Origin of the sequence: Paraburkholderia sp. SIMBA_054, from assembly GCF_046534875.1 — a bacterium.
GTDB classification, from domain to species: Bacteria; Pseudomonadota; Gammaproteobacteria; order Burkholderiales; family Burkholderiaceae; genus Paraburkholderia; species Paraburkholderia hospita.
On sequence record NZ_JAWRXV010000005.1, the window covers coordinates 100,014 to 119,058 of the forward strand.

Genomic DNA, 19,045 nt, shown 5'->3' on the forward strand with positions numbered 1-19,045 from the left:
CCCTACTTTTTCCTCCGTCAGGGGCATTCCGGGTGACGCAAGACTCCATTTACGACCTGCTCGTCGTCGGCGGCGGGATCAACGGCGCGGGTATCGCGCGCGATGCAGCGGGCCGCGGCCTGTCCGTGCTGCTGTGCGAACAGGACGATCTGGCTGCGCATACGTCGTCGGCCAGCACCAAGCTGATTCACGGCGGTCTGCGCTATCTGGAATACCGTGAGTTTGGGCTCGTGCGCAAGGCGCTGCAGGAACGCGAGACGCTGCTGCGCGCCGCGCCGCACATCATGTGGCCGCTGCGCTTCGTAATGCCGCATATGCCCGATCTGCGGCCCGCCTGGTTGATCCGCGCCGGTCTCTTTCTCTACGACCATCTCGCGCGCCGCGAATTGCTGCCCGGTTCGCGCGGCATCGACATGCGCAAGCACCCGGCGGGCAAGCCGCTCATCGACTCGATCAAACGCGGGTTCGTCTATTCGGACGGCTGGGTCGACGACGCGCGTCTGGTCGTACTGAACGCGCTCGACGCACAGGAGCGTGGCGCGACTATTCTGACGCGCACGAAGCTCACCGGCGCGACGCGCGTGAATGGCGAATGGCATGCGCAACTGCTGCGCGCGGACGGCTCCACTTTGACAGTGCGCGCGCGTTCGATCGCGAATGCCGCTGGCCCGTGGGTCGGCGACCTGCTGCGCGGGCCGCTTGCACGCGAGGCGAACTACAGCGTGCGGCTCGTGAAGGGCAGCCATATCGTCACGCGCCGCCTGTTCGAGCACGATCACGCGTACATCTTCCAGAACCCGGACAAGCGCATCATCTTTGCTATCCCTTACGAGCGCGACTTCACGCTGATCGGCACGACGGACCTCGAATACAACGGCGATCCGTCGAAGGTCGCGATCGAGCCGTCCGAAACGCAGTATCTGTGCGACTCGATCAACCGTTACTTCAAGCAGCACATCGCGCCGCGCGATGTGTGCTGGACGTACTCCGGCGTGCGTCCGCTGTTAGAGGACGAGAACGCGGACAACCCTTCCGCCGTCACGCGCGACTACCGGCTCGAACTCGACGCGCCGGCGGGCGAGGCACCGCTGCTGTCGGTATTCGGCGGCAAGATCACGACGTTTCGGAAACTCGCGGAAGAAGCCGTCGACGATCTCGCGCGCGTGTTGCAGCACGACAAGCCGACTTGGACCGCGGGCGCCCCGCTGCCGGGCGGCGATATCGCACATGCGGACTTCGAGCGCTTCGCGTCGCAGTTCGCACAACAGCACGCATGGCTTCCTGCCGCGCTCGCGCGCCGCTATGCGCGGGCTTATGGCACGCGTGCCGAACGCGTGATCGGCGCCGCTCGCTCGCTCGCCGATCTCGGGCAGCAGTTCGCGCCCGGGCTGTATGAAACGGAACTGCGCTATCTGCGCGAAACGGAATGGGCGACGACGGCGCGCGACGTGCTGTGGCGCCGTTCGAAGCTCGGCCTGCATGTTGAGCCCGGCACGCTCGAAAACGTCACGCGCGACATCGACGCGTGGTTCGCCCGCGCGACGACCAGGCAGCACGCCTGACGGCCGGGCGCACGCGGTCATGCGCCAGCGCGCGGCGATTCCGCCGCGCCGCCGTGCATGCAACAATCCGCGCAGGCACTTTATTTCGCGTGACCTGAGCGCGCCGCCGCGCCGGTCCGACAAAAAACGCATGGAGAAGAGACGATGCAGGATCAGTACATCCTGGCGCTAGACCAGGGCACCACGAGTTCGCGCGCGATGCTGTTCGATCGCAAGGGCAATGTCGTCTCGGTCGCGCAGAAGGAATTTAAGCAGATCTATCCGCATCCGGGCTGGGTCGAGCACGATCCGCAGGAAATCTGGGCGACGCAGGCGGGCGTCGCAGCCGAAGCTGTCACGCATGCGGGCCTGAACGGTACGTCGATTGCCGCGATCGGCATCACCAATCAGCGCGAGACGACGATCGTCTGGGATCGCGAAACGGGCCATCCCATCTACAACGCGATTGTCTGGCAAGACCGGCGCACGGCTGACTTCTGCGACCAGTTGAAGGCGCAAGGTCTCGAACAGACATTCCGCGCGAAGACCGGCTTGCCGATCGATTCGTACTTCTCCGCAACGAAGATCCGCTGGATTCTGGATAACGTCGACGGCGCGCGCGAAAAGGCGCGGCAAGGCAAGCTCGCGTTCGGCACGGTCGACAGCTGGCTGGTGTGGAATTTCACCAAGCACGAATTGCACATCACCGACGTGACCAACGCGTCGCGCACGATGCTCTTCAACATCCACACGCTGCAATGGGACGACGAGCTGCTCGACGCGCTCGACATTCCGCACAGCATGCTGCCGGAAGTGCGTCCGTCGTCGGAAGTGTATGGGCCGACCAAGACGACCGTGTTCGCGTCGAAGATTCCGCTTGCGGGCATCGCGGGCGACCAGCACGCCGCACTGTTCGGCCAGATGTGCACGCGCTCGGGCATGGTGAAGAACACCTACGGCACCGGCTGTTTTCTCGTGATGAACACGGGCACGAAACCGATCGAGTCGAAGAACAATCTCGTGACGACGATTGCCTGGCAGATCGGCGATCAGGTCAACTATGCGCTCGAAGGCAGCATCTTCATCGCGGGCGCTGTCGTGCAGTGGCTGCGCGATGGCTTGGGCATCATCCGCAGTGCGTCGGAGATCGAGGCGCTCGCGCTCGGCGTCGAGCACAGCGACGGCGTGTACCTGGTGCCCGCGTTCGCCGGCCTCGGCGCACCGCACTGGAACGCGCGCGCTCGCGGCACGCTGTTCGGCGTCACGCGCGGCACCACGTCCGCGCACATTGCACGCGCGGCGCTCGATTCGATCGCGTATCAATCCGTCGACGTGCTCAAAGCGATGGAAGCCGACTCGGGCATTCACATCGACGAACTGCGTGTGGACGGCGGCGCATGCGCGAACAATCTGCTGATGCAGTTCCAGGCCGACATTCTCGGCGTGGATGCCGTGCGTCCGCAGGTGAGCGAAACGACGGCGCTTGGGGCCGCATATCTCGCGGGACTCGCGACGGGCTACTGGAAGGACATCGACGAATTGCAGAGCCAGTGGAAGCTCGAACACCGCTTCTCGCCGTCGATGCCGGGCGATCAGGCGAAGGCCTGTCTCGACGGCTGGCAACGGGCGATTCGCGCGGCGAAGGCGTGGGCCGACGCGCCCTGATCCGACGCACGTCCGTGCGCGCCGTGTCGCGCGACCCATCCGGCGCGCCGGGCCGCAATGCACGTATCATGTCGCTTTCGGCCCGCAGCGTTGCTTGCGTCCTGGCTCTTGCGGGCCGCGCTTTCGTTCCATTTTCCGCATGATCGATCATCTCATTTGCGACTGCGACGGCGTGCTCGTCGACAGCGAAGTCATCGCCGACCGCGTGATGCACGACACGCTCGCCGCCACTTTTCCCGCGCTCGATTTCCACGAGATCTGCAAGACCGCGTTTGGTCAGCAGACTTCGCGCTTTCTGGAGAGCGTTCAAGCGGCATTCGATATCGAGCTGCCCGTCGACTTTTTGCAGACCGTCGAGGCCAATGTCGAAAGCGAGCTTGCGTCGTCGCTGTCGGCGATTAGTGGCGTGCGGGATGCACTGCTGCGCGTGTCGCTGCCTGCTGCTGTCGTGTCGAATAGTCGGATGATGCGGGTGAGCGCGTCAGTGCGCCGCGCCGGGCTGGCCGAGATTTTTGGACCGCGGGTGTTTAGCGCTGAGCAGGTCGCGCGGCCGAAGCCTTATCCCGATGTGTATCTGTTTGCTGCGGAGCAGCTGGGCGTCGAGCCGTCGCGGTGCATTGTGGTTGAAGACAGCGTCGCTGGGTTGAACGCCGCGCGGGCGGCGGGGATGATGACGATTGCGTTTGTTGGGGCTAGTCATATTCCTGATGGCTATGCCGATGTGCTGCGGAATATGGGGATCACGCGGATCATGCAGCATATGGATGAGTTGCCCTCAATTGTTCAGGCGGGGATGCGGGGGGAGTTTGGGGGCGTGCAGTCGTAGTTGAAGGTTTTTTGTCTGCGACGCTTTGGTTTGAGGCTTGTCGCCGGTATTCGTTTTTGCGGCTTCGCGGCGCGGGCGGTTTGGTTTTTTGTTTTGTTGTCTGCGACGCTGGGTGGTTGGCTTATGTTTTCGCTGGCATCCGCGTGTTGCCTTCGCGCTTCAGGCGTCGCCCCTGTGCGGGGCGGCACCTACTTTTCTTTGCCGCCGCAAAGAAAAGTAGGCAAAAGAAAGCGGCTCACACCGCTAATTCTTGTCCTTGCCTGACGGCCCCCAACTGGTCCCACGCTTCACACGGCAACCACGTGACTTATGTTCGTTGCTAGCGCTCTTGCGGTGCGCCTCACCCACTTCACGCGCCCGCGTCGCAGCATGCCGTGCCAGATATTCCACCGCCGCCCAGGTGGCAAACTGTGTGTAGGCCGTAGCGCTACACAGGCCTCACTTCGGACCGATAGCGCACGCATGCCATCATGTAAGAGCGCCAAGCTATACGACGGGACAACCTACACACAGTTTGCCACCTGGGCGGCGGAAACCATTCGCTGCCGCTAGCCCGAGTTCGGGTGTTTGAAGTGGGTGAGGCGCTCATTCGACACGTTGGCAACGAACGCGAACAGAAATGCTGCCGTGTGAAGCGTAAGACCCTTTGGGGGCCCTCAGGCAGGAAGAAGTGTTGGCGGTGTTAGCCGCTTTCTTTTGCCTACTTTTCTTTGCGGCGGCAAAGAAAAGTAGGTGCCGCCCCGCACAGGGGCGACGCTTGAAGCGCGAAGGCAACACGCGGATGCCAACGAAAACACAAGCAAACCAAACCGCTTGCGAAGCAAACACCGCATCGCGGATGCCAGCAAAACCCCAAGCACCCCACCCAGCGTCGCAGACAAAAAAACCTTCTATGGGGAATGGAAAGTCAAGCCCTGTTCAAGATAAAAATTCTGTTATGCGAAGTACATCTCCCTGTCCGTCGTCTACGGCCAGCCTGCGGGTCGCCTACTATGACCAGACGCAGGCTGGCCGTAGACGACCCGTGAAGCACAGCTGATGGCATACAGCTTTTTGCAGCCTGGCATGTCAATGTCGCGTTCAGGTCAGGGTGTCTGTTGACCGGTCAGTGCCGGGTCGACCTTCTATCCGTGCCGACCTGGCTGGCCGGTCACCTCATGCCGCATGCGCAAAGCGCTGGCGTCACCCTGTTACCGACGCGCCCCATCTCAAAGAAACGGCTACCTGCATGGGTAGCCCGGCTTTTTTCCGGGCGCGTTGACCTTTAGATGCCGTGCTGCGTGTGATGTCATTCAGGTGTTCGCGATATTGATCGTCCGTGGTTTGAGTATCGCCCCGTCGGGAATCTCGCCGTGTTCGAGATAGCGCCACAGCGCGATCGCGAGATGCCGTGCGAGCGCCACAATACCGATGCGCCGCAGCCGCTTGCCGGTCCCGGCAAAGCGCTGGTTGAACCAGTGGCTGAGCTGGCTGTCGGGCTGCCACCGCAGCCAGCTCCATGCAAGCTCCACCATCAGCCACCGGCATCGCCGGTTGCCGGCCTTGCTGATGCCCAGTTCGACCTCGCTGGTGCCGCTGGCATAGGGCGTGGGCGTCAGGCCCAGGCAGCCGGCCAGCTCCCGGCGGTTGCGAAACTGTCGCCAGCCAAATAGTTCCCTGACCAGGGTCCAGGCGCTGCCGGTACCGATGCCCGCAAGCTGTGCGAGCAGCGCCATGCCGGGGTGCGCGCCGCTGCGCACCTGCTGGTCCTGCTGCGCTTCGAGCCGGCGAATCTGCTGGCGCAGCAGCGTGAGCCGCTCATACTCGCGTTCAATCTCGGCGCGCAGGCCTGGCGGCAACTGCTCGCGCTGCCGGGTCCACCAGTGAGTCCAGATCCGGCCACCGACATACCGGACCCGAAGGTTATGCAGCACGAGCAGGGAGCGGATCCGGTTGGTGTGCGCGGTGCGCTCCTTGCGCAGGCGTTCGAGCTCACGGTGCAGGCGCCGGTCATCTTCCTGCTCGGGCGTCGGGATGCGCGCCACGGCCCATACCCGCCGCTCGCCGGTGTGATAGCGCATCAGCATCGAAAGCAGCTTGTCGCTGTCAAGCCGGTCCGTCTTCGCGCGACGGGCACGCCGGTTCACCTCGATACTGGCCGAATCCACCACGAGATTGGCGATGCCCTGCTCGGTCAGCCAGCGGTGCAGCCAGAAGCCGTCGCGGCCGGCCTCGTAACAGCTGTAGACAGGAGTATCGGCGCTGAGGTGGCAGCGCGCCCTGGCGTTTGCGATGGCGGTGAGGACCGCTGTGGTATCGCCTGCGGCGACCGTACAGCGGCTGGGTGCACGCTGGCCATCACCCAGTGAGAGCTTCCAGCTCTTCTCGCCCAGTTCAAAGGCCATGTACAGCCGGCCACCTACTGTCGTATTCTGCCCACGGAGGGTTGTGTCAGGCGCATCCATTTGCGTGCTCCTTCGGAGAAACGAGTCTGGAAACCCCGTTTTACTCCAGCGGGCTTCCTTCCACAGCCCTCCCGCATAGCATCTCAAACCTCGAGACAAGCCTCCCGCGCGAAGGCCATCGCGCGCCGAAACTCAACCAGTTCCGCGATAGTGAGCATAGGCATATCGTGCTGAGCGGCGAAACGCTCGACATCGGCACCTCGCATCATCGTGCCATCAGCATTCATAAGCTCACACAACACCCCAGCGGGCTTGAGCCCCGCCAAAGTCACCAGGTCGACAGTCCCTTCCGTGTGCCCACGCCGCGCCAACACCCCGCCCGGCATCGCCCGCAACGGATACACATGACCCGGACGCACAATGTCCGCTGGCTTCGCGTTATCAGCAATCGCGGCACGAATCGTCGTGAGCCGGTCAGCGGCAGACACACCCGTCGACACACCTTCACGCGCTTCGATCGACACCGTGAACGCCGTCGTGTTGCGACTTTCGTTATGAGCAGTCATCGGCGGCAATTCGAGCGCGCGCACCCTGTCGTCCGTCAGGCACAGACACACAATGCCGCTGCACTCGCGGATAAACAGCGCCATCATCTCGACGCTCATACGCTCAGCCGACATGATCAGATCGGCCTCATTCTCGCGATCGTGATCGTCCTGAAGCACAACGGCACGGCCCTCGCGCAACGCGTCGAGCGCGGCGACGATGCGCGGCGGAATGGATTCGGTGGCAAGCAGGGGAAGATCGGCGGCCGCGTCCTCAGCAACGACAGACGGCGCAGGCCAAACGAATGCAGCAGATGTAGATACTACGGACATGTGAAACGCTCCTCGCAAGAGTGTGGGCGAAAAACGTTTCAGGGCATTGCAAACAGACAAACGCGTCCCGCGAGCCGCAAGCGGCTGCCATGCAACAAATGGACAACGCATTCGCGCGCCGCTCGCAACGAGCAGCACGGCAGCGGCCATTCCGCACGGGACCGAAGTAAAGCGCACATGCGCCAACCCGGCCGACAGGAGACTCAGATGACTATCTGCACATCTTCTTCCATCCGGACTCTAACCGTCGGCTCTGGCCTCTCACCAGATCTGCTGACCCTGCAACTCAAACTACAACGCAGGCGCTCGCGGGCTCGCAGACTCGCGCTTCGTAAAGCGCCGCCTGCATACCGCCGGTGGGGAATTTCGCCCCGCCCTGAAGACGTACTGATTGCCGGATCGATCCGGCTCGCAGAGCATACAACAACCGCGCGTGGCGTGCAGCCAGCGCGTGCTTCATGTTTCAGCCTTCGGAATGCGCGTGCGCGAGCGGCGCATCATGCGGCACATCCCAACGCGGCGGCGTCTCCGCATTCACGGTCACGCGAAACGCGCGCGCTTCCGTGTCGCCGGGATTGCGCAGGCTGTGCGGCTGGTCGGCGTCGAAGACGATCGAATCCCCCGTCGCCAGCAACTGCCGGCGATCGTGCACGCTGACTTCGAGTGTGCCCACACTGACGACGAGATTCACCGTCGTCCCCGGCGCGCGACGCGTGCCAGGCTCGGTATGCAGCGGCGCGATACGCAGCTCGTGAAACTCCGCGGTCGACGGCTCGGAATCGGGATGCAGCGCGCGCGTCCAGTACCGGCCATTCGACGTGACGACGCGCGCCGAGCGATCCGCCGGCAAATGCTCGAAGCCGTTCACGGCATGCTGGCGCAGGAACGCCGCAACCGACACCTTCAACGCCGCCGCGACCTTGCACAGCACCTTGATCGACGGCACGCTGCGCGCCGACTCGATCTGCGCGAGCATCGCGCGCGACACGCCCGACGCACGGGCCAAAGCATCGAGTGACAACTGACGCTCCGCGCGCAACCGCGCGAGGTTCACGCCGACGCGGTGTTCGAGCGCGTCGAAATCCGAGGAACGCGTATCGTCGTGGGCGTGGGCTGCGTCGTGACCTTCGGACGCGCGGTCGCGCACGAGCGCAAGCGGTGACTGCATGATGACCTCCAGAAGCCCCGCATCGGTGCGGAGCAAGCACTAATGGAGGCAAGCCTAGCACCCGGTTTTCGCGCGCCCAACGAAGTTATCTTCACACTGTTATCACGATCGCAGAGGACCCTTATGCGCTGGCGTGCGATGCGTTCAGCACGCAGCGTCGGTGGTAGCGCGCGTTCCCGGGCGCGCGGACTTCATCGGCACGAGACGCAAAGACCGATGCCCACGCATCGCTGCGTGGGCATCGGAAACATCATACGAAGCGCGAACGCGCACTCGCCAAACTCAAACCCGCTCGCGCACATCCCGCGCGACGACAGCGGCGGGCGCATCCATCCGCGCTGCAATCCATGTCAGCGCCAACGCGGCCAGCGCGACGAGAGCGGCCACATACGGCAACGCGTCGAGCCCGTAGCCATGGCTGATCGCCAGCCCGCCGAGCCACGCGCCGCCCGCATTGCCGACGTTGAACGCGCCGATGTTGAGCGTCGACGCCAGATTCGGCGCTGCCTTCGCCTTTTCGACAACACGCATCTGCAACGGCGGCACGGTCGCGAACGCCGCGATTCCCCAGATGAACACCGTGACGGCTGCTGCAATCTGCGAATGGCTGGTGTGCGCAAACACGGCCATCACCACGGCGAGCGCGATCAGAATCCCCATCAGCGACGGCATCAGCGACCGGTCCGCCAGCTTGCCGCCGATCGTGTTGCCGACCGTGAGACCGACGCCGAACAGCACGAGAATCAGCGTCACGCCGTGCGGCGTGAAGCCACTCACCTGCTCAAGAATCGGCGCGATGTAGGTGAACACGACGAACACGCCGCCGAAGCCGAGCACCGTCATCGTCAGCGCAATCCACACTTGCGGGTCCTTCAGCACGCGCACTTCGTGACCGAGGCTCGCCGGGCCCGTGTCATGACGGTTCGGCACGAGCGCCGTGACGCCCGCCAGCGACAACACGCCGAACGCGGCGACGATCCAGAACGCGGCGCGCCAGCCGAACTGCTGGCCGATGAACGTGCCGAACGGCACGCCGAGCACATTGGCCAGCGTCAGGCCCGTGAACATCAGCGCGATCGCGCTTGCACGCTTTTCCTGCGGCACCAGCGACGCGGCCACCACCGCGCCGATGCCGAAGAACGAGCCGTGCGCGAACGACGTCACCACGCGCGCGATCATCAGCACCGAGTAGTCGGAGGCGATCGCGCACAACACATTGCCGACGATGAACACGCCCATCAGCAGTTGCAGCGCGAGCTTGCGCGGCATCTTGCTGGTGACGACGGCAAGCAGCGGCGCGCCGACGGCCACGCCGAGCGCGTAGCCGCTGACGAGCAGACCGGCGGAAGGAAGCGAGACGGCGAGATCTTTCGCCACGTCGGGCAGCAAGCCCATGATGACGAACTCGGTCGTGCCGATGGCGAACGCGCTGATCGCGAGCGCAAGCAAGGGAATGGGCATGGAAAGCTCCAGACGACGATTCAGAAGGACGCGCGCCGGACATTGCACGCCGCCGTCACGAACTCGATGACGACGGACGATGCCAGCGCGACGAACAGTTGCACTTCACCCGAAAGCGGCACATCGGCGGTCTGATAGGCGACGCCGGCCTTCTCCAGCCGTGCGAGCAGCGCCTGCCACTGCGTGTCGTCGTCGAGACGGAACGCGATGTGGTCGATGCGCGGCGTCACACGACCCGAGTGACCCGGCAACGTCGAATCGACGAGGTGGATCACGGCGCGGCCGTCGGCATAAAGCCAGTAACCGCCGACGCCGAACGGCGGCCGTGCGCCCTCCTCCAGCCCGACGACATCGACGAAGAAGCGTCGAGTGGCGTCGAGATCAGGGGTGACGATCGTCGCGTGGTCGAGATGCATGATGCGGGCTCCGGGTAAACGCGGATTTCGCGTTTTCAGGACCGGATTGTCCGTGAACCTCGTTCATTTGATAATTGGCGTACCATTTGAAGGATTTTCAAACGGTGTCGAATAATGACCGACAACCTGGGTGATATCCGGCTATTTGTCGAAGCGGCGCAGTTGGGCAGCCTGTCGGCGGCGGGCCGAAAGCTCGGCCTCACGCCCGCGGCGGCCAGCGCGCGCCTCGCGAAACTCGAAGGCGGACTAAAGGCGCGCCTGTTCGAGCGCACGACGCGGCAACTGCGTCTCACCGACGAAGGCCGTCTCTACCTGAACTGCTGTCAGCAGGCGCTGCGCGCGCTCGACGACGGAGAAGCCGCGCTTCAAGCCGGCCAGAACGCGGTGCGCGGCAAGGTGCGCATTTCCGCGACATCGGATTTCGGGCGCAATCTGCTGATGCACTGGCTCGACGAATTCAATCTGCTCTACCCGGACGTCACGTTTGCGCTGACGCTGTCCGATTCGCTACAGAATCTGGTGCAGGAAGACATCGACCTCGCGATCCGCTTCGGTGTGCCGCAGGACAGCTCGCTCGTCGCGCGCGGGCTCGCGCCGAATCCGCGGGTGTTGTGCGCGTCGCCGGAATACATCGCGCGGCGCGGCGAGCCGAAAGATCCGCTGGATCTGGCGCGCTTCGACTGCATCGTGCTCGGCACCGCGTCGGGGCCCGTCAACGAATGGCGCTTCACGCGCGGCGCTGAGACCGTCACGTACACGATTCCGCTCGAATCGGCGCGCGAAACCAATGACGGCGCGGTCGCCCGCGAATGGGCGCTGCGCGGCTACGGCATCGTGATCAAGTCGATGTGGGACGTCGAGGCCGATCTGAAAAGCGACGGCCTGCGCGTGCTGCTGCCCGAATGGCGTTATCCCGATGCGCCGCTGCACGCGCTCTATCACCGCAACCGTTTCATGGCGCCGCGCGTGCGCGTGCTGCTCGATTTTCTCGCCGAGCGCTTCACCAGGGTGACGGGAGAGCTGGAAGCGCAACTTGGCTTACCGCCGCAGGGCGGCGCCCGAAAGACGCCCGCGCGCACGCGCAAACCGCCCGCCAGCACGGAAACCGGTGCATGACGCCGTCCCGGCACGCCACCAAAGCCCCACGCAGCTAAGGGCTATAATGTTGGACTACGCTGTAAAAACGCGTTTCGGGCGCTTCGGACCCGCTTACCGTCCGATTCTCCGCGCTGCGGCGCCACGCGTTTTTTGTCTCTTCACCTTTTATTGACGCCCCCAGGTTAACTACTGCGACCGGCGAACACTCGATGACCAAGAAAGTTTATGTAAAGACCTTTGGCTGCCAGATGAACGAGTACGACTCCGACAAGATGGTCGACGTACTCGGTGCGGCCGAAGGCCTCGTCAAGACCGACACTCCCGAAGACGCCGACGTCATTCTGTTCAACACCTGCTCGGTGCGCGAAAAGGCGCAGGAGAAAGTCTTCTCCGATCTCGGCCGCGTGCGCGAACTGAAAGAAGCGAACCCGAATCTGCTGATCGGCGTGGGCGGCTGCGTGGCGAGCCAGGAAGGCGCGTCGATCGTTTCGCGCGCGCCTTATGTAGACCTCGTTTTCGGCCCGCAAACCTTGCACCGTCTGCCGCAGATGATCGACCAGCGCCGCGCGAGCGGCCGTCCACAAGTCGACATCAGTTTCCCGGAAATCGAGAAGTTCGATCACCTGCCGCCGGCGCGCGTCGATGGCCCGAGCGCGTTCGTGTCGATCATGGAAGGTTGCAGCAAGTACTGCAGCTACTGCGTGGTGCCGTACACCCGCGGCGAGGAAGTGTCGCGTCCGCTCGACGACGTGCTGACGGAAATCGCCGGTCTTGCCGATCAGGGCGTGCGCGAAGTCACGCTGCTCGGTCAGAACGTGAACGCCTTTCGCGGCGCGATGACAGTCGGCTCAACCGAAATCGCCGACTTCGCGACATTGATCGAATACGTCGCGGAGATTCCGGGTATCGAGCGGATTCGCTACACGACGTCGCATCCGAAGGAGTTCACGCAGCGCCTGATCGACACCTACGCGAAGGTGCCGAAGCTCGTGAGCCATCTGCATTTGCCCGTGCAGCACGGTTCGGACCGCATCCTGATGGCGATGAAGCGCGGCTACACCGTGCTCGAATACAAGTCGGTGATCCGCAAGCTGCGCGCGATCCGTCCGAACCTGTCGCTGTCGACGGACATGATCGTCGGCTTCCCCGGCGAGACGGAAGAAGACTTCGACAAGATGATGCAACTCGTGCACGACATGAGCTACGACACGAGTTTCTCGTTCATCTACAGCCCGCGTCCCGGCACGCCCGCCGCGAACCTGCACGACGACACGCCGCGCGAAGTGAAGCTGCGCCGTCTGCAGCATTTGCAGGCGACCATCGAGGAAAACGTGCAGCGCATCAGCGCGGCGATGGTCGGCAAGATCGAGCGCATTCTGGTCGAGCGCCCCGCGCGCAAGGACCCGAACGAACTCGCGGGCCGTACCGAGAACAACCGCGTGGTGAATTTCCCCGCGCCCGTTGATTCACACGCTCGCCTGATCGGGCAGATGATCGACGTGAAGATCGTGCATGCGTATCCGCACTCGTTGCGCGGCGAACTCGTGATGGTTCACGACACCGCACCCGCCACTCATTAAGCTGTAGCGCACTGACAGGACCGAACTCAAGCCTTGAAGACCACTCAGCAACATCTGGAATTCACTGCGCCGCGCGACGACAACGCGCGGCTTGCCAACCTCTGCGGACCGCTCGACGAAAACCTGCGGCAGATCGAGCAAGCGCTCGACGTTACGCTGCAACGACGCGGACACCGCATCAGCATTCGCGGGCGCGGCGCGAAAATCGCGCTCAATGCGCTCGAAAACTTCTACAACAGCGCGCGCGATCCGATCTCCGTCGACGACATCCAGCTTGCGCTCGTCGAAGCGCGCCACCCAGGCACCAACGGACGCGCGGGCGGCAACGGTGAGGCAGCAGCCGACGGGCGTTTTCGCGGCGACCCCGATCATCCGTTCGACGAACCGGCGCATGAAGGCGTAGAGGACGAGGAAGAACTCGGTCCGAAGCTGTATACGCGCCGTGCCGATCTGCGCGGCCGCACGCCGGCGCAGCGCGAGTATCTGAAGCAGATTGTCTCGCACGATGTCACCTTCGGCGTCGGCCCGGCGGGCACCGGCAAGACGTATCTGGCCGTCGCGTGTGCGGTTGACGCACTCGAACGCGATCAGGTGAAGCGCATCGTGCTGACGCGCCCCGCCGTCGAAGCGGGCGAGCGGCTCGGCTTCCTGCCTGGCGATCTCGCGCAGAAGGTCGATCCGTATCTGCGTCCGTTGTATGACGCGCTTTACGATCTGCTCGGCTTCGACAAGACCGCGAAGATGTTCGAGCGCCAGATGATCGAGATCGCACCGCTCGCGTACATGCGTGGCCGCACACTGAATCACGCGTTCATCATTCTCGACGAGGCGCAGAACACGACGCCCGAGCAGATGAAGATGTTCCTGACGCGTATCGGCTTCGGCTCGAAGGCGGTCGTCACGGGCGACACGACGCAGATCGACTTGCCGCGTGGCCACAAGAGCGGGCTGATCGAGGCGCAGCGCGTGCTCGAGGACGTGCGCGGCATAGCGCTCACGCGCTTCACGAGTGTGGACGTGGTGCGTCATCCGCTCGTCGCGCGTATCGTCGAGGCGTACGACGCGGCGTCGCAGAAGGAAGCGGCCGCCGCCGAAGCCGCCAACGCAGCGAAGTAACGCGGACATGACCCGGACGAAGAACGACGCATGAGCCGCGCCCCGAAACTGTCGCTGAACCTGCAATTTCCCGCTGGAAAAGCGTGGCCCGAGCACAAGGCGCTGTTGCCGAAGGCAACGGTCGCCGCGTGGATCAAGGCCGCGCTCTTCGCGGACGCCGAACTGACCGTGCGTTTCGTCGACGCCGACGAAGGCCGCACGCTGAACCGCACGTATCGCGGCAAGGACTACTCGACCAACGTGCTGACGTTCGCCTATGCGGAATCGGAAGACGATCCCGTCACGGGCGACCTGATCTTGTGCTGCCCTGTCGTCGAGAAGGAAGCGAACGAACAGGGCAAGCCGCTCGAAGCGCATTACGCGCATCTGCTCGTCCACGGCACGCTGCACGCGCAAGGCTACGACCACGAAGACGAGGCCGAAGCCGAAGAAATGGAAGCCATCGAAACCGAGGTGCTCGGCAAGCTCGGCTTCCCCGACCCGTACGAATAAGGCTCGATAGCAGAAATGTTGAGCCGGCATCGCCGCCTGGTCGATCGCAGGCTCTGACAACCCAGACAGCCAACCGATCGAATCAACGTGAGCCAACCCCTTTCATCACCGACGCCGCGTCAACCGTGCCCCGACTATCCGCCGTCGCTCGGCGAGTCGCGGCTGTTGACGGACGATGAACTGCGCGCGTCGCTCGAGTGCGCACTGAGAGACTGGGATCGCACTAGCGACTTGTGGCTGTTCGGCTATGGGTCGCTGATCTGGAACCCCGGTCTGCCGACTGTCGAGGCGTTGCGCTCGCGGGTGCATGGATATCATCGCGGGCTGTATTTGTGGTCGCGTGTTAATCGCGGGACACCGGAGCAGCCCGGGCTTGTGCTTGCGCTGGACCGTGGCGGGTCGTGTAGTGGGATTGCGTTCAGGCTCGCCGCTGAGGGCGCGATGCCGCATCTGGAAGCGCTGTGGCGGCGCGAGATGGCGATGGGTTCGTATCGTCCGGCGTGGCTGCCGTGCGTGCTTGCCGACGGGCGGCGCGTCGATGCGCTCGCGTTTGTGATGCGGCGGGATGTGGCTTCTTATACGGGCAAGCTGTCTGATGATGTTGTGAAGGCGGTGCTTGGGTGTGCTTCCGGGCGATATGGCACGACGCTTGATTATGTGAGTCGTACGGTTGAGGCGCTGCGGGAGAGTGGTATGCCCGATAGAGCGCTCGAGGCGCTGTTGGCGAGGTGTCGGGGGTAGGTTTTTTTGTCTGCGACGCTGCGAGGTTTGCTTGTGTTTTCGCTGGCATCCGCGCTACGGTGTTTGCCATTCACGCGTCGCCCCTGTGCGGGGCGGCACCTACTTTTCTTTGCCGCCGCAAAGAAAAGTAGGCAAAAGAAAGCGGCTAACACCGCCATTTCTTGTGTTTGCCTGAGGGCCCCCAAAGGTTCCTACGCTTCACACGGCAATCACGTGACTCATGCTCGTTGCCAGCGCATTGAACGAGCGCCTCACCTGCTCCACGCGCCCGCGTTGCGGCACGCCGTGCCAGATATTCCGCCGCCGCCAAGGTGGCAAACTGTGTGTAGGCCGTAGAGGCACACACGCCTCACTTCGGACCGATGGCGCACGCGCACCACCATGTATGAGCGCCAGGCTATACGACGCGACAACCTACACACAGTTTGCCACCTGGGCGGCGCGAACCATTCGCTGCCGCTAGCTTTTGTTCGGGTGTTTGAAGTGGGTGAGGCGGTCATTCGAAGCGTTGGCAACTCGCGTGAACAGAAATGCTGCCGTGTGAAGCGTAAGACCGGTTGGGGGCCCTCAGGCAAGAAGAAATGTTGGCGGTGTTAGCCGCTTTCTTTTGCCTACTTTTCTTTGCGGCGGCAAAGAAAAGTAGGTGCCGCCCCGCACAGGGGCGACGCATGAACGGCAAACACCGTAACGCGGATGCCAGCGCAAACGCGGGCACAGAGCGTTGAAAGCCCGCGCAGCCCCCCACCCGGCGTCGCAGACAAAAAAACCAAACCGCTGGCCCACTACGAAAAACCTAATTTTGACCACACGCCCCCCAACCCCCAGATATCAGTTAGGATAAAAGCGAGCGCTTTCCGCCGAAAACCATCGTACCCCCGGTGGAACCAGCCGGCCCAAACCGGAAAATACGCCCTGCACCACGCGGTGGCCCCAGGACACGGTCCTGCCACGCACGTGGTGTATCCTTAACACTCTGCAACAGCGCGTCCAGCTTTCCGGGCGCACCACCATGAACGATTCGTATCCCAGTCGACGCCATACCAGCGACAAACCCCAGGAAAAGCGCTCCCTCCTCGAGCGATTGACCGACTTCATCTCGCCCGAGCCCGATTCTCGCGGCGAACTTCTCGAAATCCTGCAGGACGCGCACGAACGCAATCTGATCGACGCAGATTCGCTGTCGATGATCGAAGGCGTGTTCCAGGTTTCCGAGCTCTGCGCGCGCGACATCATGATCCCGCGCTCGCAAATGGACGCGATCAACATCGCGGACGCCCCCGACGAATTCATTCCGTACATGCTGGAAAAGGCGCACTCGCGCTATCCCGTGTACGAAGGCAATCGCGACAATGTGATCGGCGTGCTGCTCGCGAAAGATCTGCTGCGCTACTACGCTGAAGGCGAAGCCGACGTGCGCGGCATGCTGCGCCCCGCCGTGTTCATCCCCGAATCGAAGCGTCTGAACGTGCTGCTGCACGACTTCCGCGTCAACCGTAATCACATCGCGATCGTCGTCGACGAATACGGCGGCGTCGCGGGCCTGATCACGATCGAGGACGTGCTGGAGCAGATCGTCGGCGACATCGAGGACGAATACGATTTCGACGAAGAAAGCGGGAATATCATCGCGTCGCCGGACGGACGCTATCGCGTGCGCGCGCTGACCGAGATCGAGCAGTTCAACGAAGAGTTCGGCACCCATTACTCCGACGAGGAAGTCGACACGATCGGCGGCCTTGTCACGCACCATTTCGGACGCGTGCCGCATCGCGGCGAGAAAGTAAAGCTCGACGACCTGATCTTCGAAGTGCTGCGCGCCGACGCGCGCCAGATCCACATGCTGCTCGTGCGCCGCGATCCGCTCGCTGGGCAGCGCGAACGCGACGCCCAGCACGTGCAGACCTGATTCCCCCGTTTCCCTGAAGCCGACCACGCAAGAATGGCCGACCCGATCACTTCCCGTCTGCGCCGCGGCGTGACGTCCGACGCAGCCGATGCAAACATCGGGCGCGCCCGGACGTTGCCGTGGTGGCACTACCTCGCCGCCGCAGCCGCCGGCGCGCTCAACACGCTATCCTTCGCGCCCACGCCGCACGGCGGCTGGCTCGAACTCGCGATCTTCGTTTTCTTCTTCGCGTGGCTCACGCGCACCACGGGCTGGAAAAGCGCGGCCCTCACCGGCTTCGCGTTCGGCTTCGGCAACTACGTGTCGGGCGTGTGGTGGCTGTACGTGAGCATGCACTTCTACGGCGGCATGCCGGCGCCCCTCGCGGGCACGGCACTCGTGCTGTTCTCGCTGTATCTGGCCGTCTATCCGGCGCTCGCAGCTGGCGTCTGGTCGTTCTGCGCAGGACACGCGCGCAACGGCAAACTCGTCGACGATCAGCCGTTTTCGCCCACCTGGCACGGCGCCTTTGCGTTCGCGAGCGCGTGGGCGATCGGCGAATGGCTGCGCGGCACGGTGTTCACCGGCTTTCCGTGGCTCGCAAGTGGCTACGCGCAGGTCGATGGGCCGTTTGCGGGATTCGCGCCGATTGTCGGCGTGTACGGCGTCGGCTGGGTGCTCGCGCTCGCCGCCGCGCTGATCGCGCAGGCCGTGCTGCGTTCGCTGACCTCGAAAAATGGCAATGCACCCGCTGCGCCGCGAACCGTGCGCGTTGCGGTGCCTGCCGCGATTGCCGTCGCGCTGATCGCAGCGGGCCTCGTGCTGCCGCTCGTTTCGTGGACGACGCCCGCCAACGCGACGCTGACCGTGCGCCTCCTGCAAGGCAACGTGAAGCAGGACATGAAGTTCGAAGAGTCGGGCGTGAAAGCAGCCATCGACGAATATCAGCGGATGATCACAGCAAAGCCCGCCGATCTCATCGTCACGCCGGAAACAGCCATTCCTGTGCTCGCGCAGGCGATCCCCGAGTCGTTCGCGCTCGCCGTGCGAAATTTCGCGGATTCGACGCATTCGTCGATTCTGTTCGGCGCGGTCGGCGGAACGATCACGCCGGAAGGACGCGTCGTCGATTACACCAACAGCCTGTTCGGCATCACGCCGGGCCAGACGGGCGTGTATCGCTACGACAAGCATCATCTCGTGCCGTTCGGCGAGTTCGTGCCGTGGGGCTTCCGCTGGTTCGTGAATCTGATGAACATTCCGCTCGGCGATTTCGCGCGCGGCGCGCCCGTGCAGAAGCCGTTCGTCGTGCACAACCAGCCGGTCGCCGTCGATATCTGCTACGAAGACATCTTCGGCGAGGAAATCGCGCGCACGGTGCGCGAGAGTGATTTGCCGGCGGGCGTGCTCGTCAACTCGACGAATCTCGCGTGGTTCGGCGACACGATCGCGCTCGATCAACATCTGCAGATCGCGCGCATGCGCTCGCTCGAAACGGGGCGCCCCATGCTGCGCGCGACGAACACGGGCGCGACGGCCGCGATCGACGCGCACGGCAACGTCATCGCGCGCCTGCCCACATTCACCCAAGGTTCGATCGAAACAACCGTGCAAGGCACGACGGGCTTCACGCCGTACGTGACGAGCGGCAACAACACGGTACTCGCCGTTTCGCTGCTGTTCCTCGCATTTGGTTTTGCGTTCGGTCCGGGCCGCGATCGGTCGGGCCGCGCCAAGGTGCGCAACGGCACGAACAGCGTAAGCACCGACACAAAGCACGACGACAACGCCTAA

15 protein-coding genes and 1 riboswitch are annotated in these 19,045 nt (G+C 63.6%); of the genes, 10 read left to right on the forward strand and 5 right to left on the reverse strand.

The features are described 5' to 3' along the window. The first annotated feature begins 32 nt into the window (after positions 1-32). The 3 genes from glpD to SB822_RS07865 all read left to right on the forward strand — a co-directional run bounded on the left by glpD (position 33) and on the right by SB822_RS07865 (position 4,032). Positions 33-1,562, forward strand: coding sequence for a glycerol-3-phosphate dehydrogenase (gene glpD / locus SB822_RS07855; RefSeq protein WP_007586169.1), 1,530 nt, complete (start codon positions 33-35; stop codon positions 1,560-1,562). 144 nt (positions 1,563-1,706) lie between these two features. Beyond that, the gene (gene glpK, locus SB822_RS07860) at positions 1,707-3,206 is read left to right on the forward strand and encodes a glycerol kinase GlpK (RefSeq protein ID WP_090835964.1); all 1,500 of its coding nucleotides are present in this window, start codon (positions 1,707-1,709) and stop codon (positions 3,204-3,206) included. Positions 3,207-3,345: 139 nt separating this feature from the next. Next, entirely contained in the window at positions 3,346-4,032 is a 687-nt protein-coding gene (locus tag SB822_RS07865) for an HAD family hydrolase (RefSeq protein WP_007586173.1), read from the forward strand. 1,292 nt (positions 4,033-5,324) lie between these two features. On the opposite strand, the gene SB822_RS07870 is transcribed toward SB822_RS07865, so the two are convergent. The 5 genes from SB822_RS07870 to SB822_RS07890 all read right to left on the reverse strand — a co-directional run bounded on the left by SB822_RS07870 (position 5,325) and on the right by SB822_RS07890 (position 10,339). After that, the gene (locus SB822_RS07870; RefSeq protein WP_090835963.1) at positions 5,325-6,476 is read right to left on the reverse strand and encodes an IS110 family transposase; all 1,152 of its coding nucleotides are present in this window, start codon (positions 6,474-6,476) and stop codon (positions 5,325-5,327) included. Positions 6,477-6,559: 83 nt separating this feature from the next. Continuing rightward, on the reverse strand, positions 6,560-7,294 hold the full coding sequence (ribB, locus tag SB822_RS07875; RefSeq protein ID WP_007745306.1) for a 3,4-dihydroxy-2-butanone-4-phosphate synthase: 735 nt from the start codon (positions 7,292-7,294) through the stop codon (positions 6,560-6,562). A gap of 217 nt (positions 7,295-7,511) precedes the next feature. Continuing rightward, positions 7,512-7,682: riboswitch (FMN riboswitch) on the reverse strand. A 75-nt stretch (positions 7,683-7,757) separates the two neighbouring features. Continuing rightward, positions 7,758-8,462 (reverse strand): helix-turn-helix domain-containing protein, encoded by a 705-nt coding sequence (locus tag SB822_RS07880; protein WP_090835999.1) that lies wholly within the window; start codon positions 8,460-8,462, stop codon positions 7,758-7,760. A gap of 282 nt (positions 8,463-8,744) precedes the next feature. Further along, positions 8,745-9,923 carry an MFS transporter gene (locus tag SB822_RS07885; RefSeq protein WP_090835962.1) on the reverse strand — a complete coding sequence of 393 codons (1,179 nt, stop codon included), beginning with the start codon at positions 9,921-9,923 and terminating at the stop codon, positions 8,745-8,747. Positions 9,924-9,943: 20 nt separating this feature from the next. Beyond that, positions 9,944-10,339, reverse strand: a complete 396-nt coding sequence (locus tag SB822_RS07890; RefSeq protein WP_007745312.1) for a VOC family protein — start codon at positions 10,337-10,339, stop codon at positions 9,944-9,946. 114 nt (positions 10,340-10,453) lie between these two features. Here SB822_RS07890 and SB822_RS07895 point away from each other — a divergent pair, with 114 nt between their 5' ends. The 7 genes from SB822_RS07895 to lnt all read left to right on the forward strand — a co-directional run bounded on the left by SB822_RS07895 (position 10,454) and on the right by lnt (position 19,045). Next, complete coding sequence (locus SB822_RS07895; RefSeq protein ID WP_090835961.1) at positions 10,454-11,455, forward strand: LysR family transcriptional regulator; 1,002 nt, start codon at positions 10,454-10,456, stop codon at positions 11,453-11,455. 191 nt (positions 11,456-11,646) lie between these two features. After that, entirely contained in the window at positions 11,647-13,017 is a 1,371-nt protein-coding gene (gene miaB / locus SB822_RS07900; RefSeq protein WP_086916968.1) for a tRNA (N6-isopentenyl adenosine(37)-C2)-methylthiotransferase MiaB, read from the forward strand. Between the two features lie 33 nt (positions 13,018-13,050). After that, a complete protein-coding gene (locus SB822_RS07905; RefSeq protein ID WP_090835960.1) occupies positions 13,051-14,133 on the forward strand; it encodes a PhoH family protein in 1,083 nt (360 codons plus the stop codon). A gap of 30 nt (positions 14,134-14,163) precedes the next feature. After that, positions 14,164-14,625, forward strand: coding sequence for an rRNA maturation RNase YbeY (gene ybeY / locus SB822_RS07910; protein ID WP_007745316.1), 462 nt, complete (start codon positions 14,164-14,166; stop codon positions 14,623-14,625). 87 nt (positions 14,626-14,712) lie between these two features. Then, on the forward strand, positions 14,713-15,366 hold the full coding sequence (locus SB822_RS07915; RefSeq protein ID WP_039902966.1) for a gamma-glutamylcyclotransferase: 654 nt from the start codon (positions 14,713-14,715) through the stop codon (positions 15,364-15,366). Positions 15,367-16,375: 1,009 nt separating this feature from the next. Continuing rightward, on the forward strand, positions 16,376-17,272 hold the full coding sequence (locus SB822_RS07920) for an HlyC/CorC family transporter (RefSeq protein ID WP_007746529.1): 897 nt from the start codon (positions 16,376-16,378) through the stop codon (positions 17,270-17,272). A 33-nt stretch (positions 17,273-17,305) separates the two neighbouring features. Next, the gene (gene lnt / locus SB822_RS07925) at positions 17,306-19,045 is read left to right on the forward strand and encodes an apolipoprotein N-acyltransferase (protein WP_090835959.1); all 1,740 of its coding nucleotides are present in this window, start codon (positions 17,306-17,308) and stop codon (positions 19,043-19,045) included.